We start from the raw sequence: 19,811 nt of genomic DNA on the forward strand, positions 1-19,811 counted from the left end.
TCAACAAAACCCGACCAAACTTCTCCCCCTGTATGGCAGGCGAACGATTCGCAGCGACTTGAGGGGACGGGGATTGGAAGAAGCCGCAGCCGGACACGCCACGGACCTTACGGCGATCGCCTTCGTCATTCTGGTCGCCGTTCTGGCGGGGCTGGGACTCATGCGCCTGCGGCAACCGCCGCTGGTCGGCTTCATCCTGGCCGGCGTCCTGCTCGGGCCCTCCGGGCTCGGCTTCGTCTCGACCTCCGACGAAAACGTCACGATGCTGGCGGAGATGGGCGTGCTGATGCTCCTGTTCTTCATCGGCATGGAGCTGTCTCTGAAGGCGTTCGTCGCGATGTTGAAGCCCGCCGTTCTGGTGGCGGGCGGGCAGCTCGCATCCGCCATGGCGATCACCTTCGGCCTGAAGCTGATCTCCGAGGCCACCTATGCCGAGGCGATCATCCTTGGCTTCATCATCGCGCTCTCGTCCACCGTCGTGGCGATGAAGATGCTGGAGGATATCGGGGAACTGAGAACCGAGCCGGGGCGGATCGCCGTCGGCGTCTTGATCGCGCAGGATCTTGCGGTCGTTCCCATGCTGATCATCGCGACCTCGCTCGGCGGCAGCGAGGAGATCGCCTGGACGGGCCTGATCGTGAAGATCGCCATAGCGGTCGCGGTGCTCGCCGGACTTCTGTGGTATCTCGGCCGCCGCCCCAAGCTGAAGCCGCGCTTTGCAGCGGCGGTCGAGGACAATGTCGAGATTCTCGCCCTCGGCTCGCTTGCCTTCTGTTTCGCCGCCGCGTCCCTCTCGGGCCTGATCGGCCTCTCTCCCGCTTACGGCGCCTTCATCGCGGGACTGGTCGTCGGGGCATCGAGCCTGCGCTCCCCAGTCATTCACGTGGTCGAGCCGATTCAGTCGATACTCCTCGTGGTGTTCTTCCTGTCGATCGGGCTTCTGATCGATCTGACCTATATCGTCGAGAACTGGGAACTCGTCCTGGTCGCCGCGTTCTTCGTCGTCATCGCCAAGACCATTCTCAATATCCTCCTGATCCGGCTCGCCGGGCTACCGCACAGAACGGCGGTCGAGGCCGGACTGTCCATGGCCCAGATCGGCGAGTTCTCCTTCGTCCTTGCTGCAGCGGCTTTCGCGTCGGGAGCCATCGGCGCGGATGTCTATCGTCTCGCCCTTGCGGTCACCGCCATCACGCTGCTCGTGTCACCGGCCTGGATGGTCGTCACCCGGCATATCGAGGGTGAAGCGCGCTTCGGCTACGAGGAATTTCGCAATGCCCTCACCGAGCTCTACGAGGGGCAGGTCGAGAATGTGGAGGATATGGGGTTCTGGCTGCGGGTCCGGGCCCGGGCGCTGCGCCGGGCCTTGCGGCAACGGCGTGATGCCAGGCGCTCCGCTGCCGATTCAGGAGCCACCGTCGCGCCGAGCCCGGATAAGAGGGTGGTCGAAGGCCGGCAGCCTGGCGAATAGCGCGCCCGCCCTGATGCTGCTCGGCAGGCGCGGATCGACGTGGCAGCATTGCCACACAGTGTTGCCACAATTGGCCGATGGCGACTTGAGCAATTGCTGCGCAAGGGTGGCAAGACTAAGCTGGCGGCGATCGGCAATGCAGCGTCTGCAGTCTCCAGCGATACGAGGCACGGGTTCCTATGAAGTTTCGTCTTTCCGCGCTTACCGCTCTGTTCCTGAGTGCGGTGACGGCACTTCCGGCTGCCGCGAAGGACACCTGGCCCTACGATTGGCTGGAATGGGACCGCAACGCCGATCTTTGGGAGATTCGGCTTGGCGCCGGCGCTTACGACACGCGCTTTTTCAGCGGCAAGGACTACGCGCCCGATGGTGTCGTCGTGAATGGCGAAGTCGTCGCGCCATCGCCGGAGGCGCTGCGCATCATTGGCTCGCCGCGCCCCTATATCGGTGTCGAAGGGGCGTTCGCGGACGACCCGATCCACGTCTTTTACGGTGGCCTGACTTGGCAGGCCTACTTCCTGGACAATGTGTACTACGGCTTCGGCCTCGGCGGTTCCGTAGTGTCCGATACCGACGTGACCTCCGATCGATCGCTCGGTTCGAACGTGCTGTTCCACCTGCAGTTCAATGCCGGCATCGACATCACGCCGCAGCACAGCGTGCAGTTCTTCATGAACCACTTCTCGAACGCGAACCTCGCCGACGACAATGAAGGGCTCGACACGACGGGCGGCCGTTTCGTCTATCGGTTCTGATTGTTCCTTCGCGGGGCGGCTAACCCCTGTCTTCTCTCGCCCGGAGAGGCGACGACACATAGGACGAAAGCGAACGTCGGATCATAGCGGCGATCCAGCTGGTGCGAGTTGCCGTCGCCCATCTTCCTTTTTCATTTCCAGTGCCTCAAACCGTCGGTGTGAGGCCGGGCTTTCGACTCTTTCGAACCGATCACTCGGCCCGCCGTCATCAGAACGAGCGTGAGAGCCGATGAGCCAAGATTTCCGTCCCGTGCTGCCGGAAGCTCTGGACCAGCACCCCAAACCGATCGACCGGATCCGAAAGCGTCTGCGCTCCAGCCTCGGCCTTTTCCTGAAAGGCAGTTACGGCTTCATCGGCGTCAGCCGGCATGCCATCCCGACCATGCCGCCCTGGAAGAAGCGGGCGATGTTCTTCGTCCGCGAGCCCGATCTCATCCGGGAGGTCCTGGTTCGTCGCCCCAGCGATTTTCCGAAGGGCGGCGTGATGGATGCAATGCTGCGCAAGCTCACCGGCTATTCGATCTTCGTCAGCAATGGCGAAGCATGGGCGCGTCATCGTCGCATCATCGACCAGGCGTTCACTCACGCAGGGGTGCGGAACGTGTTCTCGCTCATGCGGGACGCCAGCGACGCCAGCATCGTTCGGCTCTCCGCCCAAGCCGACACGAACGAAGCCGTCGCCATGGATGAGGAGATGACGCATTTTGCCGGCGACATCATTTTCCGCACCATCTACTCCGAGCCACTGACTTCCGAAGACGCCCATCGCATCTTCTCGGCCTTCGAGACCTTTCAGGGCATCGCCTTCGCGCAAGGGATGATCGGGCTAGCCGGCATTCCGACCAACTGGATCTGGTCGAACCGCCGGGCCAAGAAGATGGCTCGCGAGATCCGCGATGTCCTCAATGGCCCGCTGCAACGACGCATGAAGGCCGTCGCCGCCGGTGAACCGGTCCCGGACAATGATATCCTCTCCGCCCTGATGACTGCGGTCGATCCCGTGACCGGGACGCGCTTCGAAGGGGACGAACTGCTCGACCAGATCGCCATGCTGTTCCTCGCAGGGCACGAGACCTCGGCGGCCGCCCTCGGGTGGGCGCTCTACCTGATGTCCCATCGCCGCGACATCCAGGACGAGATGCGAAGCGAGGCGCGTGCGGCCCTTGGCGACAGGCCGCCGCAGTTCCAGGACATGAAGCGGCTGGAAAAGACGCGGAATGTCTTCCGCGAAGCCCTCAGGCTCTATCCACCCGTGGCGTTTTTCTCCCGCGACGCGGTGAAGGACGAAAGGCTCGGGGACCAGGACATCGCCCCCGGTGAACCGGTGGTCGTTCCGGCCTGGCTCATGCATCGTCATACCGAATACTGGAAGGACGCGAACGGGTTCGATCCCGCGCGCTTCTCTTCGCCCGAAACGCGGGACGCGCAACGCAACGCCTACATGCCCTTTTCCATGGGCGCACGGGTCTGCGTCGGAGCAGCCTTCGCGCTTCAGGAGGCGACGCTCGTGCTGGCCGAGATCATCCGGCGCTTCGAGGTGCTGCCGGTCCCCGGACACGAACCGCAACCGGTCTCCCGCCTGACCGTTCGCTCGGAGAACGGGATTCGGGTCTACCTCCGGTCGGTCGATTGAGCGTCACATTGATGCGGGTGTCAGGCGCGGCTCAAGCCCTGTCCCGCATCTCTTTTGGTTCTTTGATCCTGGTCCGCAAGGTGCCATGCCTCACCGCTTCGCGCCGGTAGGTAGTTGACGAACCATTAAATCCTGCCACCATAGCTGAACAGAAGTGCATGCCTTTCGTTTGAGCAGCGAGGCAGTGTTCGTTCAGCGTCAATGGGCGCCGTTCGATTCGGATGTCCCGGTCTTCTCGTTGCGATCATCTCCGTGCCTGACGACGGTCGGGCCGATCGGTCGGGAAAGGACCTCGCATGTCTCTCACCATGAAGATCCTCGTGGGGATGCTGGCCGGCCTCGTCGTCGGTGTCTTCTTCAACATGATCGACGTTGCCTTCATCAACGAGCACATCGTTGGTGGCCTCTTTGCCATGATCGGCACGATGTTCGTCAACGCTTTGAAGATGCTGGTGGTGCCGCTGGTGGTCTTCTCGCTCCTGTGCGGCGTGACAGGAATCGGCGATATCCGGCTGCTCGGCCGCGTCGGCGGCAAATCGTTCGGCCTCTATCTGATGACGACCGCCATCGCGATCGGCACGGCGATCATCCTCGCGCTGCTCATTGGGCCTGGTCAGGGCTTCGACATGCAGGGCATCGACGCGAGCGGTATCGAGGCGAAGGAAGCGCCCTCGGTCTGGAGTGTCTTCGCCAGCATCGTGCCGACCAATCCGATCCAGGCCTTCGCCTCGGGCGAAATGCTGCAGATCATCTTCTACGTCATCGTCGTCGGCATCGCCGCGGTGATGCTCGGCGATCAATCCGCGCCGTTCGTCCGGGCCTGCGAATACATGAACGAGCTGATGATGAAGATCGTCTCCATCGTCATGGCCGCAGCTCCCTATGGCGTCTTCTGTCTCATCGCGAAGACCTTCGCGGAGCAGGGGATCGAACTGTTCATTCCGGTGCTTGCCTATGTCGTCACCCTGGTGGGAGCGCTGCTCCTCCATCTCTTCGTGACGCTGATGCTGCTGCTCAAGGTGTTTTCGGGCCTCAACCCCTTCACCTTCATCAAGAAGATGCGGCCGGCCCAGATCTTCGCCTTCTCGACCGCAAGCTCCAATGCCACCATCCCTGTCACGCTGCGCTGCGTGACGGAGCGGATCGGCGTCAACAATTCGGTCGCATCCTTCACCGTGCCCTTCGGCGCCACGATCAACATGGACGGCACCGCGATCATGCAGGGGGTGGCGACGGTCTTCCTCGCCAATGTCTACGGCATCGAACTCGGCATCAGCGGCTACCTCATGGTCATCGCCATGGCGGTGCTGGCCTCGATCGGCACAGCGGGCGTCCCGGGCGTCGGCCTCGTCATGCTGACCATGGTGCTCAATCAGGTCGGCCTGCCCATCGAGGGCATCGCCCTGATCCTCGGCGTCGACCGGCTGATGGACATGATCCGCACGGCCGTGAACATCACCGGCGACGCGGTGGTTTCGACGATCGTTGCCAGCCAGGAAGGCGAGATTGATCGAACGGTCTTCGAGGATCCGAATGCCGGGATGGCGGAAGACGAGGATCTCCACATCGACACGGCCGCCGAAGGACGGCTGGCCGAGGAAGTCCGCCATCGTCCGCATCCGGCGGAGTAGAAACCGGGTCGGGGCGTGCAGCGCCCCGGCGCCTGCGGCCTATCGCACAATCAGCGTTCCGGCGCCGTGCTCGGTCAGGAGTTCCAGAAGCACGGCGTGGCGGGTCTTGCCGTTCAGGATGACGACGCCTTCGACGCCGCGGTCGATCGCCTCGATGCAGGTCTCGACCTTGGGGATCATGCCGCCGGAGATAGTCCCGTCGCGGATCAGGGCGCGGGCTTCGGCGACGGAGAGCTCCTTGATCAGTTCCCCGGACTTGTCGAGGACGCCCGGCACGTCGGTCAGGAACAGGAGCCGCGACGCCTCAAGGGCGCCGGCGATGGCGCCGGCGAAGGTGTCGGCATTGATGTTGTAGGTCGCGCCGTCGCGGCCGGGGGCGACCGGCGCGATGACCGGGATCATCTCCGAGCGGGCCAGAAGATCGAGCAGCGTGCGGTCGACCTCGACGGGCTCGCCCACGAAGCCGAGATCGAGCACGCGTTCGATGTTGGAATCGGGGTCGAGAATGGTCTTCTTGGCCTTTTCGGCGAAGACCATGTTGCCGTCCTTGCCGCAAAGGCCGATCGCCCATTCGCCCTCGGCATTGATCAGGGCGACGATCTCCTTGTTGATCGAGCCGGCAAGCACCATCTCGACGATCTTCACCGTCTCGGCATCGGTGACCCGCAGTCCGCCCTCGAAGCGTGACTCGATGCCCATCTGATTGAGCATCCGGCCGATCTGCGGGCCGCCCCCATGGACGACGATCGGGTTGACGCCGGACTGTTTGAGGAGAGCGACGTCGCGCGCGAAAGCCTGGCCGAGGGTCGCGTCCCCCATGGCGTGGCCGCCATATTTCACGACGACGGTTTTGTTCTCGTAGGCCTGCATGAAGGGCAGGGCCTCGGCGAGCACGCGCGCGCGAGTTTCGCCGTTGTCGGGGGTCCCATTTTCCGTCGTCATCGGCAGGTCGGGCATCAAGGGTCTCCGGCTGGGCGAGAGTCGATCCTGTTCGGTTTCGACGGCTTCTAGCGGGAAACGTGGCGAAGCGGAACCAGGAAGCATGGGAGAAGTCGGGCGGGCTTCGCGTTTGCTTCCTCACGCCCCGCCTCACGGCATTGTTGGCATGCCTGCAGTGGGCGGACGGGACTCCTGACTAAATTTGAACGCCGTGAGACAAAGCGCGGCGCCCCCTGCCGCCCAATGACCGGAGATGCCATGTTTCGCGACTTCATGCGGGTTTGTTCCGTCGCCGCCTTGTGGATCGGCCTTGCGGGCGCGGCCGCGGCTCAGGATGCCTTCGAGGCGGCTCGGGCGGATGATACGCATATCCTGATGCGCCATGCGATCGCGCCGGGCACGGGGGACCCCGCCGACTTTGCGCTGGATGATTGCGCCACGCAGCGCAACCTCTCCGACGAGGGGCGAGACCAGGCACGACGGATCGGCGAGCGCCTGCGCGAAAACGGCGTGGAGATCGATGTCGTCCTGACCAGCCAGTGGTGCCGGTCGCGCGATACGGCCGAACTCCTCGGCTTCCAGCCGGTCGAGGACGAACCGGCGCTCAATTCCTTCTTCCGGAACCGCGGCACCGCCGACGAGCAGACCGCCGCGTTGAAGGCCCGTATCAAGGCTCTCGACACGGCCGGTCGGAAGGCAGCGCTGGTCAGCCATCAGGTGAACATCACCGCCCTGACCGACGTCTTCCCTGCTTCGGGCGAGATCGTCGTCATCGCGCTGGGCGACGACGGCGAAGTCTCTGTCGAAGGGCGCATCAAGACGCAATAGCGCCGATAGCCTGGCGCTGCGGGTCAGCGCCCGGCGACGATCGCCTTGATCTCGTCGAGGGCAGCCGGATCCTCGATCGTGGCCGGCGTGTCGAAGGGCTGGTTCTCGACGATCGCCTTGATCGTCCGCCGCAAGATCTTGCCGGAGCGGGTCTTGGGCAAGCGGTCGACCACCATTACCGAGCGAAATGCCGCAACGGGGCCGATCTGGTCACGGACCATGGCGATCAGCTCCTTTTCGATGGTCGGCCGATCGGTCGTGGCGCCTTTCTTCAGCACCACGAAGCCGCAGGGAATTTCGCCCTTCACCTCGTCGCGCATGCCGATCACCGCGCATTCGGCCACTGCCGGATGGCCGCCGACGGCCTCCTCCATCTCGCCGGTCGACAGCCGGTGGCCGGCGACGTTGATGACGTCGTCGGTGCGGCCCATCACATAGACATAGCCGTCCTCGTCGATGAAGCCGGCGTCGGAGGTAGAGTAGTAGCCCGGGAACTCGCTCAGATAGCCCGATCTGAAACGCTCCTCCGCGTTCCAGAGCGTCGGCAGCGCTCCAGGAGGCAGCGGCAGCTTGATGGCGATGGCGCCCATCTCATTGGCCTTGAGGGGCTTGCCGCCGAAATCGAGAACCTGGATGTCGAAGCCCGGCACGGCAACCGTCGGGCTGCCGCGCTTGATCGGCAACAGGCCGAGGCCGAGCGGATTGGCGGCAATCGGCCAGCCGGATTCGGTCTGCCACCAATGATCGATCACCGGGCGGGAGAGGGCGTTTTCCGCCCAGATGATCGTCTCCGGGTCGGCGCGCTCGCCGGCGAGGAACAGCGCCTTGAAACGGGAGAGATCGTAACGGCCGGGGAATTCGCCTTCCGGATCCTCCTTGCGGATGCCGCGGATCGCCGTCGGGGCGGTGAACAGGATCTTCGCGCCGTGCTCGGCGACCACGCGCCAGAAGGTGCCGGCGTCGGGCGTGCCGATCGGCTTGCCCTCGAACAGGATCGTCGTCGCCCCACGCAGAAGAGGCGCGTAGACGATGTAGGAATGGCCGACCACCCAGCCGATGTCGGAGGCGCAGAAGAAGACCTCGTCGGCGTCGGTGTCGAAGATCGCCTTCAGCGACCAGTGGAGCGCGACGGCATGGCCGCCATTGTCGCGTACGACGCCCTTTGGCTTTCCGGTCGTACCGGAGGTGTAGAGGATGTAGAGCGGATCGGTTGCCTTGACCGGGATACAGGGGCTGTCCGTTCCCGCCTCGAGCTTCGCGATGGCGCCTGCGCGCAGCGTGTCCCAGTCGTGGTCGCGGCCTTCGACGAGGCTCGCCTCAAGCTCCGGACGGGCGAAGATGATCGTCGCGTCCGGCTTGTGGGTCGCGAGTTCGATCGCCTTGTCCAGAAGCGGCTTGTACTCGACCTTGCGGGTCGGCTCGATGCCGCAGCTTGCCGAAAGCACGAGCTTGGGCGCGGCGTCGTCGATCCGGGCCGCAAGCTCGCGCGCCGCGAACCCGCCGAAGACGACGGAATGGATCGCCCCGATCCGCGCGCAGGCGAGCATGGCGAAGACCGCCTGGGGGATCATCGGCATGTAGATGATGACCCGATCGCCCTTCGTCACGCCCTTTTCGGTCAGGACAAGCGCGAGCGCCTTCACCTCCGTCAGAAGCTCACCATAGGTGATATGCCGCTTGGCCCCCGTCACCGGCGAGTCGTAGATGATCGCCGGCCTGTCGCCGGCGCCATGCTCTACATGGCGGTCGATTGCGTTGTAGCAGGTGTTGAGTTCGGCGTCGGGAAACCACCGGCCATAGACCCCGGCTTCGGCGTCGAAAGCCTTCGAAGGCGGCGTCGCCCAGTCGATGCCCTTGGCCGCCTCCAGCCAGAATCCCGCCGGATCCTCGCGCCAGGCCTGATACGTCTGATGGTAGCGGCTCGTCGACATCTCATCCTCCCCGATGAAGCTCCCTTGCGCCATTCAGGCGCTTATCTCCTGACAATACTCGGCGCAATTATCCTTTATGACCAGAGCCGCAGAGAACTCGTGCCGAAAGTCCGTGTCTGGCCGGGTAAATCTTGAACTGGAAGGAAGGGTGGCGCTCGCGCGCCTCAAGCCGGGGGGCTGCGTTTCAGCAGTCGGGCAATGGAGTCGGCCAGCGTGTCTTCGTTGTAGGGCTTCGGCACATAGGCGTCGAAGGGGGCGTTGGTCCGGCACGGCAGCTGGCCCTGGGGAATGGCCGTGGTGACGATCGCCGGAGCCTCGTTTCCCTCGGCACGAAGCGCCGTCAACATTGCGATTCCATCCATTTCCGGCATCATGAAATCGGTGATGATCACGTCGATGGCCTCGGCACGAGCCTTCGCCAGACCTTCCCGGCCATCCGCCGCCATCACGACTTCATGGCCGTAATCCTCCAATGCGAGCGAAGCGAGCATGAGGATCACCGCTTCGTCCTCGACCAGGAGAATCCGGGCCATTAAACCGGCCTCCCCGGACGTGGCTTCAGGCCGTTGATGGTCCGTGTCGGTCTCATGAACCGTTGTCGCCCCCTCGGACTTAGTCGCTGCCGCATGGGCAGAAATCACCTGACGCAATGAGATTGTGAGGAAACTGTGGTCGCGTTAGGGCCGCACCCGCAAATCCACAAGTCGACGCGTTCGTCTTTTCAGAATTGCTGAGGTCGAAAACCAGGAAAGACTGCTCAACCCGTTGATACAAAACTGAAACCACACTCGCGCAGATCGGCAGCAAGCTTTGCGGAATCCTGAAAGTGAATCCCTTGCCAGCCAGCGGCCACGGCACCCTCGATGTTTTTCTTCGAATCGTCGGTGAATAGTGTCGAAAAGGGATCGAGGTCGAACCGGGCCACATGCAGGTCGTAGATCGCCCGGTCCGGCTTGAGGAGGCCGACTTCGCCCGAGACGGTGACACCGCGCGTCTGAGTAAGAAACGGATAGAGGCGCTGGGCTTCGCGAAACGTGTCCGGCGCGAAATTGGTCAGAAGCGTCACGTCGACCCCGGCCTCGATCAGTTGAATCATGATCGCGACGCTGTCCTCATAGGCGTGGGAGACCATGCGGTGCCAGTTCCGGCGGAAGGCCCGGATCTCGGCCTCGCGCTCGGGATATCGCGCGATCGCTTCGGCTTCGGCTTCGGCCCAGGAGCGGCCGCGATCCTGTTCGAGGTTCCACTCGTGGGAGCAGACTTCCGACAGAAAGAAGTCGCGTTCCGCATCGTCTGGAATGATCTCGCGGAAGGGAATGTGGGGGTCGTAGTGGATGAGCACGCGGCCGATGTCGAAGACCACGTGCCGGGGAGGATTGCCTGTCATGTTCGCGGGGTTCCTTCTTTGATCGTTGCACGCGGCGCATTCCGCACGCCCTGGACTCCGGCGGCCGCCAACACTTTACGCATCAGGGTCGGCAGGGCTTCCGCTTGGATCGCCTCGGGCGTCGACCACCATCCCTCGATGACGGTCTCGCCATCATGCTCGCAGCGCCAGACTTCGAGGTTGATGCGAAAATGGGTGAAGCCATGCTCGACTTCGCCTGCGCGCCGCCATGGGGCGGAAAAGGGTGCGGCTTCGAGGCCGGTCGCCCCATCTTGCCGGGCCGACCAGTCACTGGTCGGCGGCTCGCTCATGCCCGCGAGCATTCCCGCGCCAGGTCGTCGCCGCAGGAACACGGCGCCATCGGGACGGACTGCCACGAAGGCGGCGCCGCGGCGCTCCGGCACGGCGGCCTTCTTGGCCTTGACGGGAAAGCGCTCGGGATCGGCTGTCCTGGCGGCGGCGCAGAAGTCCCTGACCGGGCAGATGCCACAGGCCGGTTTCCTGGGCGTGCAGATCGTCGCGCCCAGATCCATCATCGCCTGGGCGAAATCTCCCGGGCGGCCATTCGGCGTGAGTTCCGCCACGCGCTCGCGAATGTCTCGTTTTGCCTGGGGCAGTGGCGTGTCGATCGCATGAAGCCGGGTGATGACCCGCTCGACATTGCCGTCGACGACGGGCGCCGCTTCGTCGAAGGCGATCGCGGCGATCGCGGCCGAAGTGTATTCGCCGATCCCGGGAAGTGATCTGAGGCCCCCTGCCGTCTCGGGAAACCGGCCGCCATGATCCGCCTGGACGGTACGGGCACAGGCGTGAAGGTTGCGCGCACGGGCGTAGTAGCCAAGCCCCGCCCATTCGGAGAGGACCTCGCTTTCGGGCGCGTCGGCCAGGTCGGTGACGCTCGGCCAGCGCTCGAGAAAGCGCGTGAAATAGGCCTTCACCGCAGCGACCGTCGTCTGCTGCAGCATGACTTCGGAGAGCCAGACCTGGTAAGGGTCCGGCCGTTCGCCGGCCTTCCGCCGCGCTGGCGGGATGCGCCAGGGCAGGTCGCGGTGGTGGCGATCGTACCAGGAGAGCATCGTCGAGGAGAAGGAGGAGGGATCGATCATTGGCAACCGATCTACTCGCCGGCTCGAGAAAATGCGAGGGGCGCGATATCAAACGGGCGGGGAGGGGGGCGGACGATCTCCATACCTGGCCTTCACCCACTCCCGAGAGATGATGAAAAGTGTTAGGCGGATGAGAATTCCAGGCATATCGCGCACTTGCCGAAACATGCGGACCTCGAGCACGAGACGGAACAACAAGCGGATGGACGCAAGGGCGACGTCGGATGAGTGACTGGAAAGCCAACAGTACGGGCAAGCCGCGGGCGACAAGCCAGCGCCGCGGCCCCCGTCCGCTGGCCGAACTCAGCGGCGAGGTGGTCGATCCGATCCTGCGGCGCAAGGCGGGCATGACCACCGGGCTCGTTGCTGCCTGGTCGGGAATCGTCGGTGATCGCCTGGCGCAGGCGACGCGACCGGAAAAGCTGCTCTGGCCCCGCGATCGCGGCAGCGACACCCCCTTTGAACCGGCGACGCTGGTTGTCGCCGCAGAACCGAAAGCGGCCCTGCGCCTCCAGCATCAGACGAGCGAGGTGCTTTCGCGGGTGAACGCCTTTTTCGGATTCTACGCCGTGGCGAAGATCAAGCTCGTGCAGAAGGCGGTTGCGGTTCCTGAGATCGATCGCCGCCCCAGGACCCGGCCCTTGAACCAGGGCGACCACGTCCGCATCGCCGAGATGGTCGATCGAATCGAAGACCCGAAGCTGAAGGCGGCGCTCGCGGCGTTCGCCGAAGCGACGCTCAGCCGTCTGCCGGCAAAATGACCTGTGGCCGTCAAACGTGGGACACATCCTCGTCAGCACGCGTCCGTTTGACGCCATAAGCCTTTAAAAATCCCGCCTTGTCCCGTACATCGCGACCGATACGCCCGAGCCGGAACCGAAGAGAGACCTCATTCATGTCACCTGTTCAGCCTGCCACCCGTCGCACCACGCGTCTTCGTCTCACCGTCATTGCGGCCGCCGTCAGCGGTCTCGCCTTGGCCGCCTGCTCGGATACCGAGGAAAACAGCGCAAACGCGCTCGTCAACGCAGAGCAGCCGATCAAGCTCGCCCAAGCCTCGTTGTCCGACAGTGCGACCTCGGAAACGGCGAGCACGGTCGAGGCACCGGCGTCCGAAGGCTCCGTCGACATGGAAGCGCTGATGGCCGAGGGACCACTGCCCGACATCGTGATCGGTGACGAGGACGCACCCGTGACGATCGTCGAATATGCCTCTATGACCTGCAGCCATTGCCGCGATTTCCACGAAAATTCCTATCCGGCGCTCAAGGAAGAATATCTCGACACCGGAAAGGCCAAGCTGATCGTCCGGGAATTCCCGTTCGATCCCCGCGCTCTCGCCGCCTTCATGCTGGCGCGCTGCGCTGGAGACGACGCCAAGCGCACGGCGATGGTCGACGTCATGTTCCAGCAACAGAGCGAGTGGGCCTATGCGGACAACGCCTCCGCCGCTCTGCTCAAGATCGCCCGGCTTGCCGGCATGTCGCAGGACGATTTCAAGGCCTGCCTGAACGACACCGAACTGCAGAAGAAGATCGTCGAAACCCAGCAGCGCGGCGAGAACGAGTTCGGCGTGAGTGCCACGCCGACCTTCTTCGTCAATGGCGACAAGTACGCCGGCGCGCTTTCGGCCGAGCAGATGGGCGCCGTGATCGAGAACCATATGTAGGCGGTTCGATCGTCCTAAGTGAGCCTTTGACAGGCCGTCGCGCTCGAATTCAGCGCGGCGGCCTTTTCATGTCGGACGGCATGGCGCTTGCCGTGCGAAGGTCGTGAAATCGTCGCCTATTCTGCAATGCAGCAATTGGCGGGGCCCGGATTTTGCTTTAGACCGTTGAAACCTGCCAAGCGGCCATCTTGATCAAGACGACAACGACGACACGGCACCAGATGCCCAAGCGGATTTTCACCTTCAGATGCGGGGAAGCGGACCGAACCGCCGACACGGTCGAGTCCCTCGGCATCAAAGGATCGAATCTCGCGCTCCTGGCGTCTCTCGGGGCGCCGGTTCCGCCGGGGTTTACCATTGCGACGTCGGCGTGGCGCGAGGCCAAGGGCGGGGCAGGCGAACTGCCGCAGGGTCTGCGGTCGGACCTCCGCACGGCGGTCGAATGGCTGGAAGGCGTCACCGATCGCCGATTCGGTGGCGACCAGCGTCCGCTCCTGATCGCTGTCAGGACCAGCGCAAGCTCGCAGATGCCGGGCCTTGCCGAAAGCGTGCTCGATGTTGGCCTGACCGATCGGACCGTCGAGGTGCTCGCTGCCGAACTGAACGACGCGGCCTTTGCCTATCGCAGCTATCGTCGCTTCATCGAGAGCTATGCGGGGCTCGTCTTCGATGCCGACCCATCCGAATTCGAGGATCTGTCGGATCAGGAGCGCGAGAAGGCCGGTTGGGAGTCCGAGCCCGCGGATGAGAGCCAGTGGCGGGCCCTGATCGCGCGCTATCACGACTATCTGGAGGAGGAACTCGGGGCCGTTGTCCCGCAGACACCGCTCCAGCAATTGACGGAAGTGGTCTCGGCGAGCTTTTCGAGCTGGCGCAATCCCGTCGCGGCCTCTCACCGCGTACTTCACGGCATTTCGGAGAATGCCGGACTGGCGGTCACCGTCCACGCCATGATCTTCAACGAGCGCAACCAAAATTCGGGCAGGGGGCGGGCCCTTTCGCGCGATCTTGCCACCGGAAAGGCGCGGCTGACGGGCGAGTTCGTCTTGGGTTCCACCCGTCACGGCGATCTCGGCGAAGCGGTCGATCCGCTCGATCTCGGGACTCTCGACAACGCTGGGAAAGCGGATTTTCCAGCCGATTTCGAGGTGCTCTGGCATTTCGTGCAGCGCATCGAGGCCCATATGGGCGATGTCGTCGAGGTCGACTTCATGATCGGCGATGGCGAACTCTTCTTCATGCAGTCGCGTCCGGCGCGGCGCAGCGCGGCCGAGGCGGTGCGCATTGCCGTCGAACTCGTCAAGGACGCGATCATCGAGGAGCAGGAGGCGATTCTGCGGGTCGATCCCGCCTCGCTGGACCTGCTCTTGCATCCGCGAATCGAGCGCGGACCGGACATGCGGGTCCTCGCGCGCGGCATGGGGGCCTCGCCGGGCGCTGCGACCGGCGAGATCGCGCTGACCTCGGACCGCGCCCAGGAGCTTGCGGCCGAAGGTCGGCCCGTCATCCTCGTGCGTAACGAGACTTATCCCGAAGACATTCACGGCATGCATGTAGCCGATGGCGTCCTGACCGTGCGCGGCGGGACCACTAGCCACGCGGCCGTCGTGGCCCGCGGTATCGGCAAACCCTGCGTCACCGGCGCGGGGGCCCTGCGCATCCAGCCGGACGCGCGGCTGGTCCATACCGGCGGCTCGGTGCTGAAGGAAGGTGACCAGATCACAATCGACGGCGCTTCGGGGGAAGTCATCGAGGGGGCCGTTCGGCTCATCCGCCCGACCCTTTCGGGCGATTTCGCGACCCTGATGCAATTTGCCGACCGCGCGCGCCGGATGGGCGTGAGGACGAATGCCGAGCGTCCGCACGAGGCCCGTGCCGCTCGCAGCTTCGGGGCGGAGGGCATCGGCCTTTGCCGAACCGAGCACATGTTCTTCGAGGGTGACCGCATCCAGGCGATGCGCGAAATGATTTTGGCGCCCGACGAGAAGGGGCGTCGTCGCGCGCTCGACAAGCTCCTGCCGATGCAGCGCTCCGACTTCGTCGAACTGTTCGAGATCATGGCCGGATTGCCAGTCACGATCCGCCTGCTCGACCCGCCGCTTCACGAATTCCTGCCGAAGAGCGAGGGCGAGATCGCCGAGACGGCGACGACGCTCGACGTCGACGAGAGCGTCGTGCGCCAGCGGATCGCCGCGCTTGAAGAGTTCAACCCGATGCTCGGCCATCGCGGCTGCCGGCTGGCGATCTCCTATCCGGAGATCGTGGAGATGCAGGCGCGGGCGATTTTCGAAGCGGCCATCGAAGCCGGCGAACGGGCGGGGGACGCGGTGGTGCCCGAGATCATGGTGCCGCTGGTCAGCCTTCGCCGGGAGCTCGATTTCGTCAAGGAGCGGATCGACGCCGTGGCGGCCCTGGTGACCGAGGAGCGGGGCCAGCATTTCAACTACCTCGTCGGTACGATGATCGAACTGCCCAGGGCCGTCATCCGGGCCGACACGATCGCGGATGTCGCCGAGTTCTTCTCCTTCGGCACCAACGACCTCACCCAGACCGTCTATGGCATTTCGCGGGACGACGCGGCCAACTTCCTGTCGAACTATGTACGGCAGGGAATCCTGGAGCGCGATCCCTTCCAGACCGTCGATGTCGAAGGCGTCGGTGAGATGATCGCGCTCGCGGTCGAGAAGGCGCGCAAGGTGCGGCCCGACATTTCCCTTGGCGTCTGCGGCGAGCAGGGGGGAGACCCCGCCTCGATCGCCTTTTTCGAGGAAACGACGCTCGATTACGTCTCCTGCTCGCCCTATCGCGTGCCGATCGCGCGGCTTGCAGCCGCGCAGTCGGCCATCCGGGTCAACCGGGCGGGTCGCAGCAGGGCACGGCGCTGACCGCGCCGGGGCCCGCAAGTCCCCTCCGCATGGCCCGGTGGTGAGCGGAAATACGCGCCGCCCCTGCAGCAGGTCCGCTTGTCGATCTCGCCCGGTCCGCTCGGCCCCGAAACGATACCTGCCGATACGCCCGGCAAGAAAGGTGCGTTAACCCAAGCTTAAGACATTGCTTGCGGTGCTCGCTGCGAATCCGGCAGTTTCTGACAACTCGTGCCAGAGTATGAACCGGGGCAACTCTGAGGAGCAGAGGCTTGCACTATCGCATCATCGACTGCTGGCGTTTCGTGGCTGCGATGCTCGTGATGGCCTATCATTTCCTCTATTCCGCTCCCTACGGCATGGAGACGGGAACGGCGTTCCTTCATCGCCTGCTTCCGTTGCTCGACCTGTTCTTCATGATTTCGGGCTATTTCATCACGGTGCGCTATGCCGAGCGGGTCGTCGATCTACGCAGCTATGGAGCATTCCTGCGTCGGCGGCTGGCCCGACTCTACCCGCTTCATCTTCTCATCACGCTGTTCTTTGCGGCCGTCGCCCTTTATGCTTGGTCGATCGGTGCGAAACACTATCCCTGGGCGGCGGCGCTTGAAGATCTGCCGTTTCACATCTTTGGTCTGCACGCGCTGGGGCTGACTGACGAACTGGCGCTCAACTACGTATCCTGGTCGATCAGTGCCGAACTTTTTTCCTATGTGATGTTTCCCCTGATCCCCCTCGCATTGGGCATGGGCGGTCTGCGGGGCCTTGTCGGACTGGTCGCACTGTGGATCGTCGGATTGGAAGTTCTTTCCGCCAGCGGCTTCTTCCCCTCTGGGCATTGGACGACGGCCGACACGCACGGCGCCTATCGCGCCTTTGCTGATTTCCTGGTGGGAGGCGCCGTGGCCGTGTTCGTCCAGCGTCGCATCGTCCATGTGACCAGCCATTGGCCGAGCATAGCCTTGATCGGGGCTGCTTTGGCGGCGATGATCGTTCACATACCCTATTACGTCGTCTTTCCGCTGCTCGCCTCGGCCCTGGCCTGCTCGGCACTGGCCGAAACGGCGCGGCCCGATTCCACGGCATTCCTCGGACCGCTCATGCCCGTGACCCGGGTCTCCTTCGGAATCTACATCTGGCATCCGGTGCTGGAATTCTTCTTCCTTGAAGTTTTGTGGAGCCGCTGGCTCGTCTCTCTCAACGTTATCGACTTCTACGTCTATTGGCTCCTGCCGATGGCCGCCACGATCGTGGTCGCCATTCTGTCCGACAGGTTCGTCGAGAGCCGGCTGGCAAAGCTGGTTGCGCCTCCTCCGCCAAAGAAGCTCGATCATCGCGCTGGTCTCGCGGCCGCCTGAGCAGTCGGCCGGCCTCATGAAGCCGTTGTCGGCCTGCAAAGACAAGGATTCTGCATTTTTCCGGTGTGCAAAGGCGCCCACGGGTACTTTGCGCCCAAGGTTCCCTATGGTATCGGCGACCATCCGTTCCTAAATGTGGCATTCCGAAGCGGGTCACGACGCTGGAATCGACGAGTTTCAGGTGGCCGACGACGGGTTGCGGGCAGATCCTGCACGCGGCCGTCCCGCGAGCCGGAGTGCGGGGAGGCAGCGCCGTGAGGGCTCTTCTTTCCGGCACCGTCAGCAGAATGCCGAAGACAATCAATGGAAGCGTGAATGAAGGCCGATTACTACGAAATGCTCGGCGTGTCCCGGGATGTCGACGACAAGGGGCTGAAAAGTGCGTTTCGCAAGCTCGCCATGCAGTATCACCCGGATCGCAATCCCGGTGATACCGAGGCCGAGGTCAAGTTCAAGGAACTCGGCGAGGCCTATGAGGTCTTGAAGGATCCGCAGAAGCGCGCGGCCTACGATCGCTTCGGACATGCGGCCTTCCAGAATGGCGGCGCGGGTGCGGGGGGTTTCCGCGGCGATTTTGCCTCTTCGATGGCGGACATCTTCGACGACATCTTTGGCGAGATGATGGGTGGCCGCGGACGTGGCCGTCCGGGTTCCGGCGGACGCGAGCGCGGCTCGGACCTTCGCTACAACATGGAAATCTCGCTGGAAGAGGCGTTTTCCGGCAAGACTGCCGATATCGGCGTTCCGACGACGGTCCAGTGCGAGGAATGCACCGGTTCGGGTGCTCGACCCGGGTCAAGCCCGAAGACCTGCCCGACCTGCGCCGGCGTCGGTCGCGTGCGCGCCGCCCAGGGCTTCTTCTCGATCGAGCGGACCTGCCCCAACTGTCAGGGTCGCGGCCAGGTCATCACCGATCCGTGCGGGAAATGCGGCGGCGATGGCCGCCTGCCGGAAGAGCGCACGCTCTCCGTCAATATTCCGGCGGGGATCGAGGACGGCACGCGGATCCGGCTGGCCGGAGAAGGCGAGGCGGGCCTGCGCGGTGGACCGGCCGGCGATCTCTACATCTTTCTATCGATCCGGCCGCACGAATTCTTCCAGCGCGACGGCGCCGACCTGTTCTGCAAGGTTCCCGTTTCGATGACCACGGCGGCACTCGGCGGCAATATCGACGTCCAGACGCTGGACGGGAACACCAGCCGGGTGAAGATCCCGGAAGGCACCCAGACGGGCAAGCAGTTCCGCCTGCGCGGCAAAGGCATGCCGGTGCTCAGGTCTCAGCAATTGGGCGATCTGTTCATTCAGGTCGCGATCGAGACGCCGCAGAACCTTTCCAGGCGTCAGCGCGAGCTCCTCGAAGAGTTCGAACGCATTTCGTCCACGGACAACTCGCCACAATCGAGCGGTTTCTTTTCGCGCATGAAGGAATTCTTCGAAGGCTTGAGCGAGACCTGATCCGCTCCATTTTCCAGAGCAACAGGACGGTTTCCAAACGCCAGTTGGGCGCCGCTTCGATCGAGTGACCGTGCAATATCTGCCGCGGTCGTCTGGCAGGGACGGAGGACAGCCAGTGCTGGAAATACCGCAGCGGCGGCGCCAGGAAGCATTTCGCCCGCGTATCAAGGTCAGCGACGAAGCGCGGTTCTTTCGCGGTTGGCTGCAGCGACCGCTCGTGATGGGAGCGGTCTCTCCCTCCTCTCGGGCCCTTGGACGGGCCATGGCCTCCTATGTTCCCGATCCCGAGACGTTCAAGCCGAATTCGAAGGTTCTGGAACTGGGCCCGGGCACCGGTGTCGTGACGCAGATGCTGATCGAACGCGGCGTGCCGGAGCGCTCTCTGGTCCTCGTCGAATACTCGACGGAGTTCTGTCGCCTCCTGAAGGCGCGATTCCCGGCCGCCGAGATCATTCATGGCGACGCCTATGGCATCGGGGCCTCGCTGCCCGCTTGGATCGGCGTCGATCCCCTGGAGGCCGTGGTCTCCAGCCTTCCGCTCTTCACCAAGCCCGACGAGATGCGCGAACAGGTGATCGGCCAGTCGCTTGATCGGCTTCGGCCGGGCGCACCCTTCATCCAGTTCTCCTATGCGCTGACGACGCCGGTGAAGGCGAAAAAGATCGGAGCGAAGCTGGAGACGAGCCCTTGGGTCAAGCGCAATCTTCCGCCGGCGCGCGTCCTGGTCTACCGTTCCGATCGGACGGCCTCGCCGACGGCTCCCGCCGTCCGGCGAGCCGTCTGA

General features: G+C 63.9%; 16 protein-coding genes. 11 read left to right on the top strand and 5 right to left on the bottom strand.

The window, feature by feature from the left end; all coding sequences use genetic code 11:
- Nucleotides 1-73 precede the first annotated feature (73 nt).
- The 4 genes from MF134_RS11700 (at nucleotide 74) to MF134_RS11715 (ending at nucleotide 5,490) form a co-directional block, all read left to right on the top strand.
- Nucleotides 74-1,471 carry a cation:proton antiporter gene (locus MF134_RS11700; RefSeq protein ID WP_255339632.1) on the top strand — a complete coding sequence of 466 codons (1,398 nt, stop codon included), beginning with the start codon at nucleotides 74-76 and terminating at the stop codon, nucleotides 1,469-1,471.
- A 179-nt stretch (nucleotides 1,472-1,650) separates the two neighbouring features.
- A complete protein-coding gene (locus MF134_RS11705; RefSeq protein WP_255339633.1) occupies nucleotides 1,651-2,226 on the top strand; it encodes an acyloxyacyl hydrolase in 576 nt (191 codons plus the stop codon).
- A 229-nt stretch (nucleotides 2,227-2,455) separates the two neighbouring features.
- A complete protein-coding gene (locus MF134_RS11710) occupies nucleotides 2,456-3,859 on the top strand; it encodes a cytochrome P450 (protein WP_255339634.1) in 1,404 nt (467 codons plus the stop codon).
- A 296-nt stretch (nucleotides 3,860-4,155) separates the two neighbouring features.
- Nucleotides 4,156-5,490 (top strand): dicarboxylate/amino acid:cation symporter, encoded by a 1,335-nt coding sequence (locus MF134_RS11715; RefSeq protein ID WP_255339635.1) that lies wholly within the window; start codon nucleotides 4,156-4,158, stop codon nucleotides 5,488-5,490.
- 39 nt (nucleotides 5,491-5,529) lie between these two features.
- Here MF134_RS11715 and argB read toward each other — a convergent pair whose 3' ends face one another.
- Nucleotides 5,530-6,432: an acetylglutamate kinase gene (gene argB / locus MF134_RS11720; protein ID WP_457589979.1), complete on the bottom strand. Its 903-nt coding sequence runs from the start codon at nucleotides 6,430-6,432 to the stop codon at nucleotides 5,530-5,532.
- 255 nt (nucleotides 6,433-6,687) lie between these two features.
- Here argB and MF134_RS11725 point away from each other — a divergent pair, with 255 nt between their 5' ends.
- Complete coding sequence (locus MF134_RS11725; RefSeq protein WP_255339637.1) at nucleotides 6,688-7,257, top strand: histidine phosphatase family protein; 570 nt, start codon at nucleotides 6,688-6,690, stop codon at nucleotides 7,255-7,257.
- 23 nt (nucleotides 7,258-7,280) lie between these two features.
- Here the strand turns inward: MF134_RS11725 and MF134_RS11730 are convergent, their stop codons facing one another.
- The 4 genes from MF134_RS11730 to mutY all read right to left on the bottom strand — a co-directional run bounded on the left by MF134_RS11730 (nucleotide 7,281) and on the right by mutY (nucleotide 11,678).
- The gene (locus tag MF134_RS11730) at nucleotides 7,281-9,221 is read right to left on the bottom strand and encodes a propionyl-CoA synthetase (RefSeq protein WP_457589975.1); all 1,941 of its coding nucleotides are present in this window, start codon (nucleotides 9,219-9,221) and stop codon (nucleotides 7,281-7,283) included.
- A 131-nt stretch (nucleotides 9,222-9,352) separates the two neighbouring features.
- Nucleotides 9,353-9,721, bottom strand: a complete 369-nt coding sequence (locus MF134_RS11735) for a response regulator transcription factor (protein WP_255339638.1) — start codon at nucleotides 9,719-9,721, stop codon at nucleotides 9,353-9,355.
- A gap of 224 nt (nucleotides 9,722-9,945) precedes the next feature.
- Nucleotides 9,946-10,575, bottom strand: coding sequence for an HAD family hydrolase (locus MF134_RS11740; RefSeq protein ID WP_255339639.1), 630 nt, complete (start codon nucleotides 10,573-10,575; stop codon nucleotides 9,946-9,948).
- On the bottom strand, nucleotides 10,572-11,678 hold the full coding sequence (gene mutY / locus MF134_RS11745; protein ID WP_255339679.1) for an A/G-specific adenine glycosylase: 1,107 nt from the start codon (nucleotides 11,676-11,678) through the stop codon (nucleotides 10,572-10,574). The genes MF134_RS11740 and mutY overlap by 4 nt, the downstream gene beginning before the upstream one ends.
- Before the next feature lie 227 nt (nucleotides 11,679-11,905).
- Between mutY and MF134_RS11750 the strand changes: the two genes are divergently transcribed.
- From MF134_RS11750 to MF134_RS11775, 6 genes are all read left to right on the top strand, one after another.
- The gene (locus MF134_RS11750; RefSeq protein WP_255339640.1) at nucleotides 11,906-12,442 is read left to right on the top strand and encodes a DUF721 domain-containing protein; all 537 of its coding nucleotides are present in this window, start codon (nucleotides 11,906-11,908) and stop codon (nucleotides 12,440-12,442) included.
- 134 nt (nucleotides 12,443-12,576) lie between these two features.
- Nucleotides 12,577-13,350 carry a DsbA family protein gene (locus MF134_RS11755; protein WP_255339641.1) on the top strand — a complete coding sequence of 258 codons (774 nt, stop codon included), beginning with the start codon at nucleotides 12,577-12,579 and terminating at the stop codon, nucleotides 13,348-13,350.
- Nucleotides 13,351-13,571: 221 nt separating this feature from the next.
- Nucleotides 13,572-16,235 (top strand): pyruvate, phosphate dikinase, encoded by a 2,664-nt coding sequence (gene ppdK / locus MF134_RS11760; RefSeq protein WP_255339642.1) that lies wholly within the window; start codon nucleotides 13,572-13,574, stop codon nucleotides 16,233-16,235.
- A gap of 251 nt (nucleotides 16,236-16,486) precedes the next feature.
- The gene (locus MF134_RS11765; RefSeq protein WP_255339643.1) at nucleotides 16,487-17,572 is read left to right on the top strand and encodes an acyltransferase family protein; all 1,086 of its coding nucleotides are present in this window, start codon (nucleotides 16,487-16,489) and stop codon (nucleotides 17,570-17,572) included.
- 315 nt (nucleotides 17,573-17,887) lie between these two features.
- Complete coding sequence (gene dnaJ / locus MF134_RS11770; protein ID WP_255339644.1) at nucleotides 17,888-19,027, top strand: molecular chaperone DnaJ; 1,140 nt, start codon at nucleotides 17,888-17,890, stop codon at nucleotides 19,025-19,027.
- Nucleotides 19,028-19,142: 115 nt separating this feature from the next.
- A complete protein-coding gene (locus MF134_RS11775) occupies nucleotides 19,143-19,811 on the top strand; it encodes a class I SAM-dependent methyltransferase (RefSeq protein ID WP_255339645.1) in 669 nt (222 codons plus the stop codon).

Origin of the sequence: Jiella marina (genome assembly GCF_024359545.1) — a bacterium.
Classification (GTDB): domain Bacteria; phylum Pseudomonadota; class Alphaproteobacteria; order Rhizobiales; family Rhizobiaceae; genus Jiella.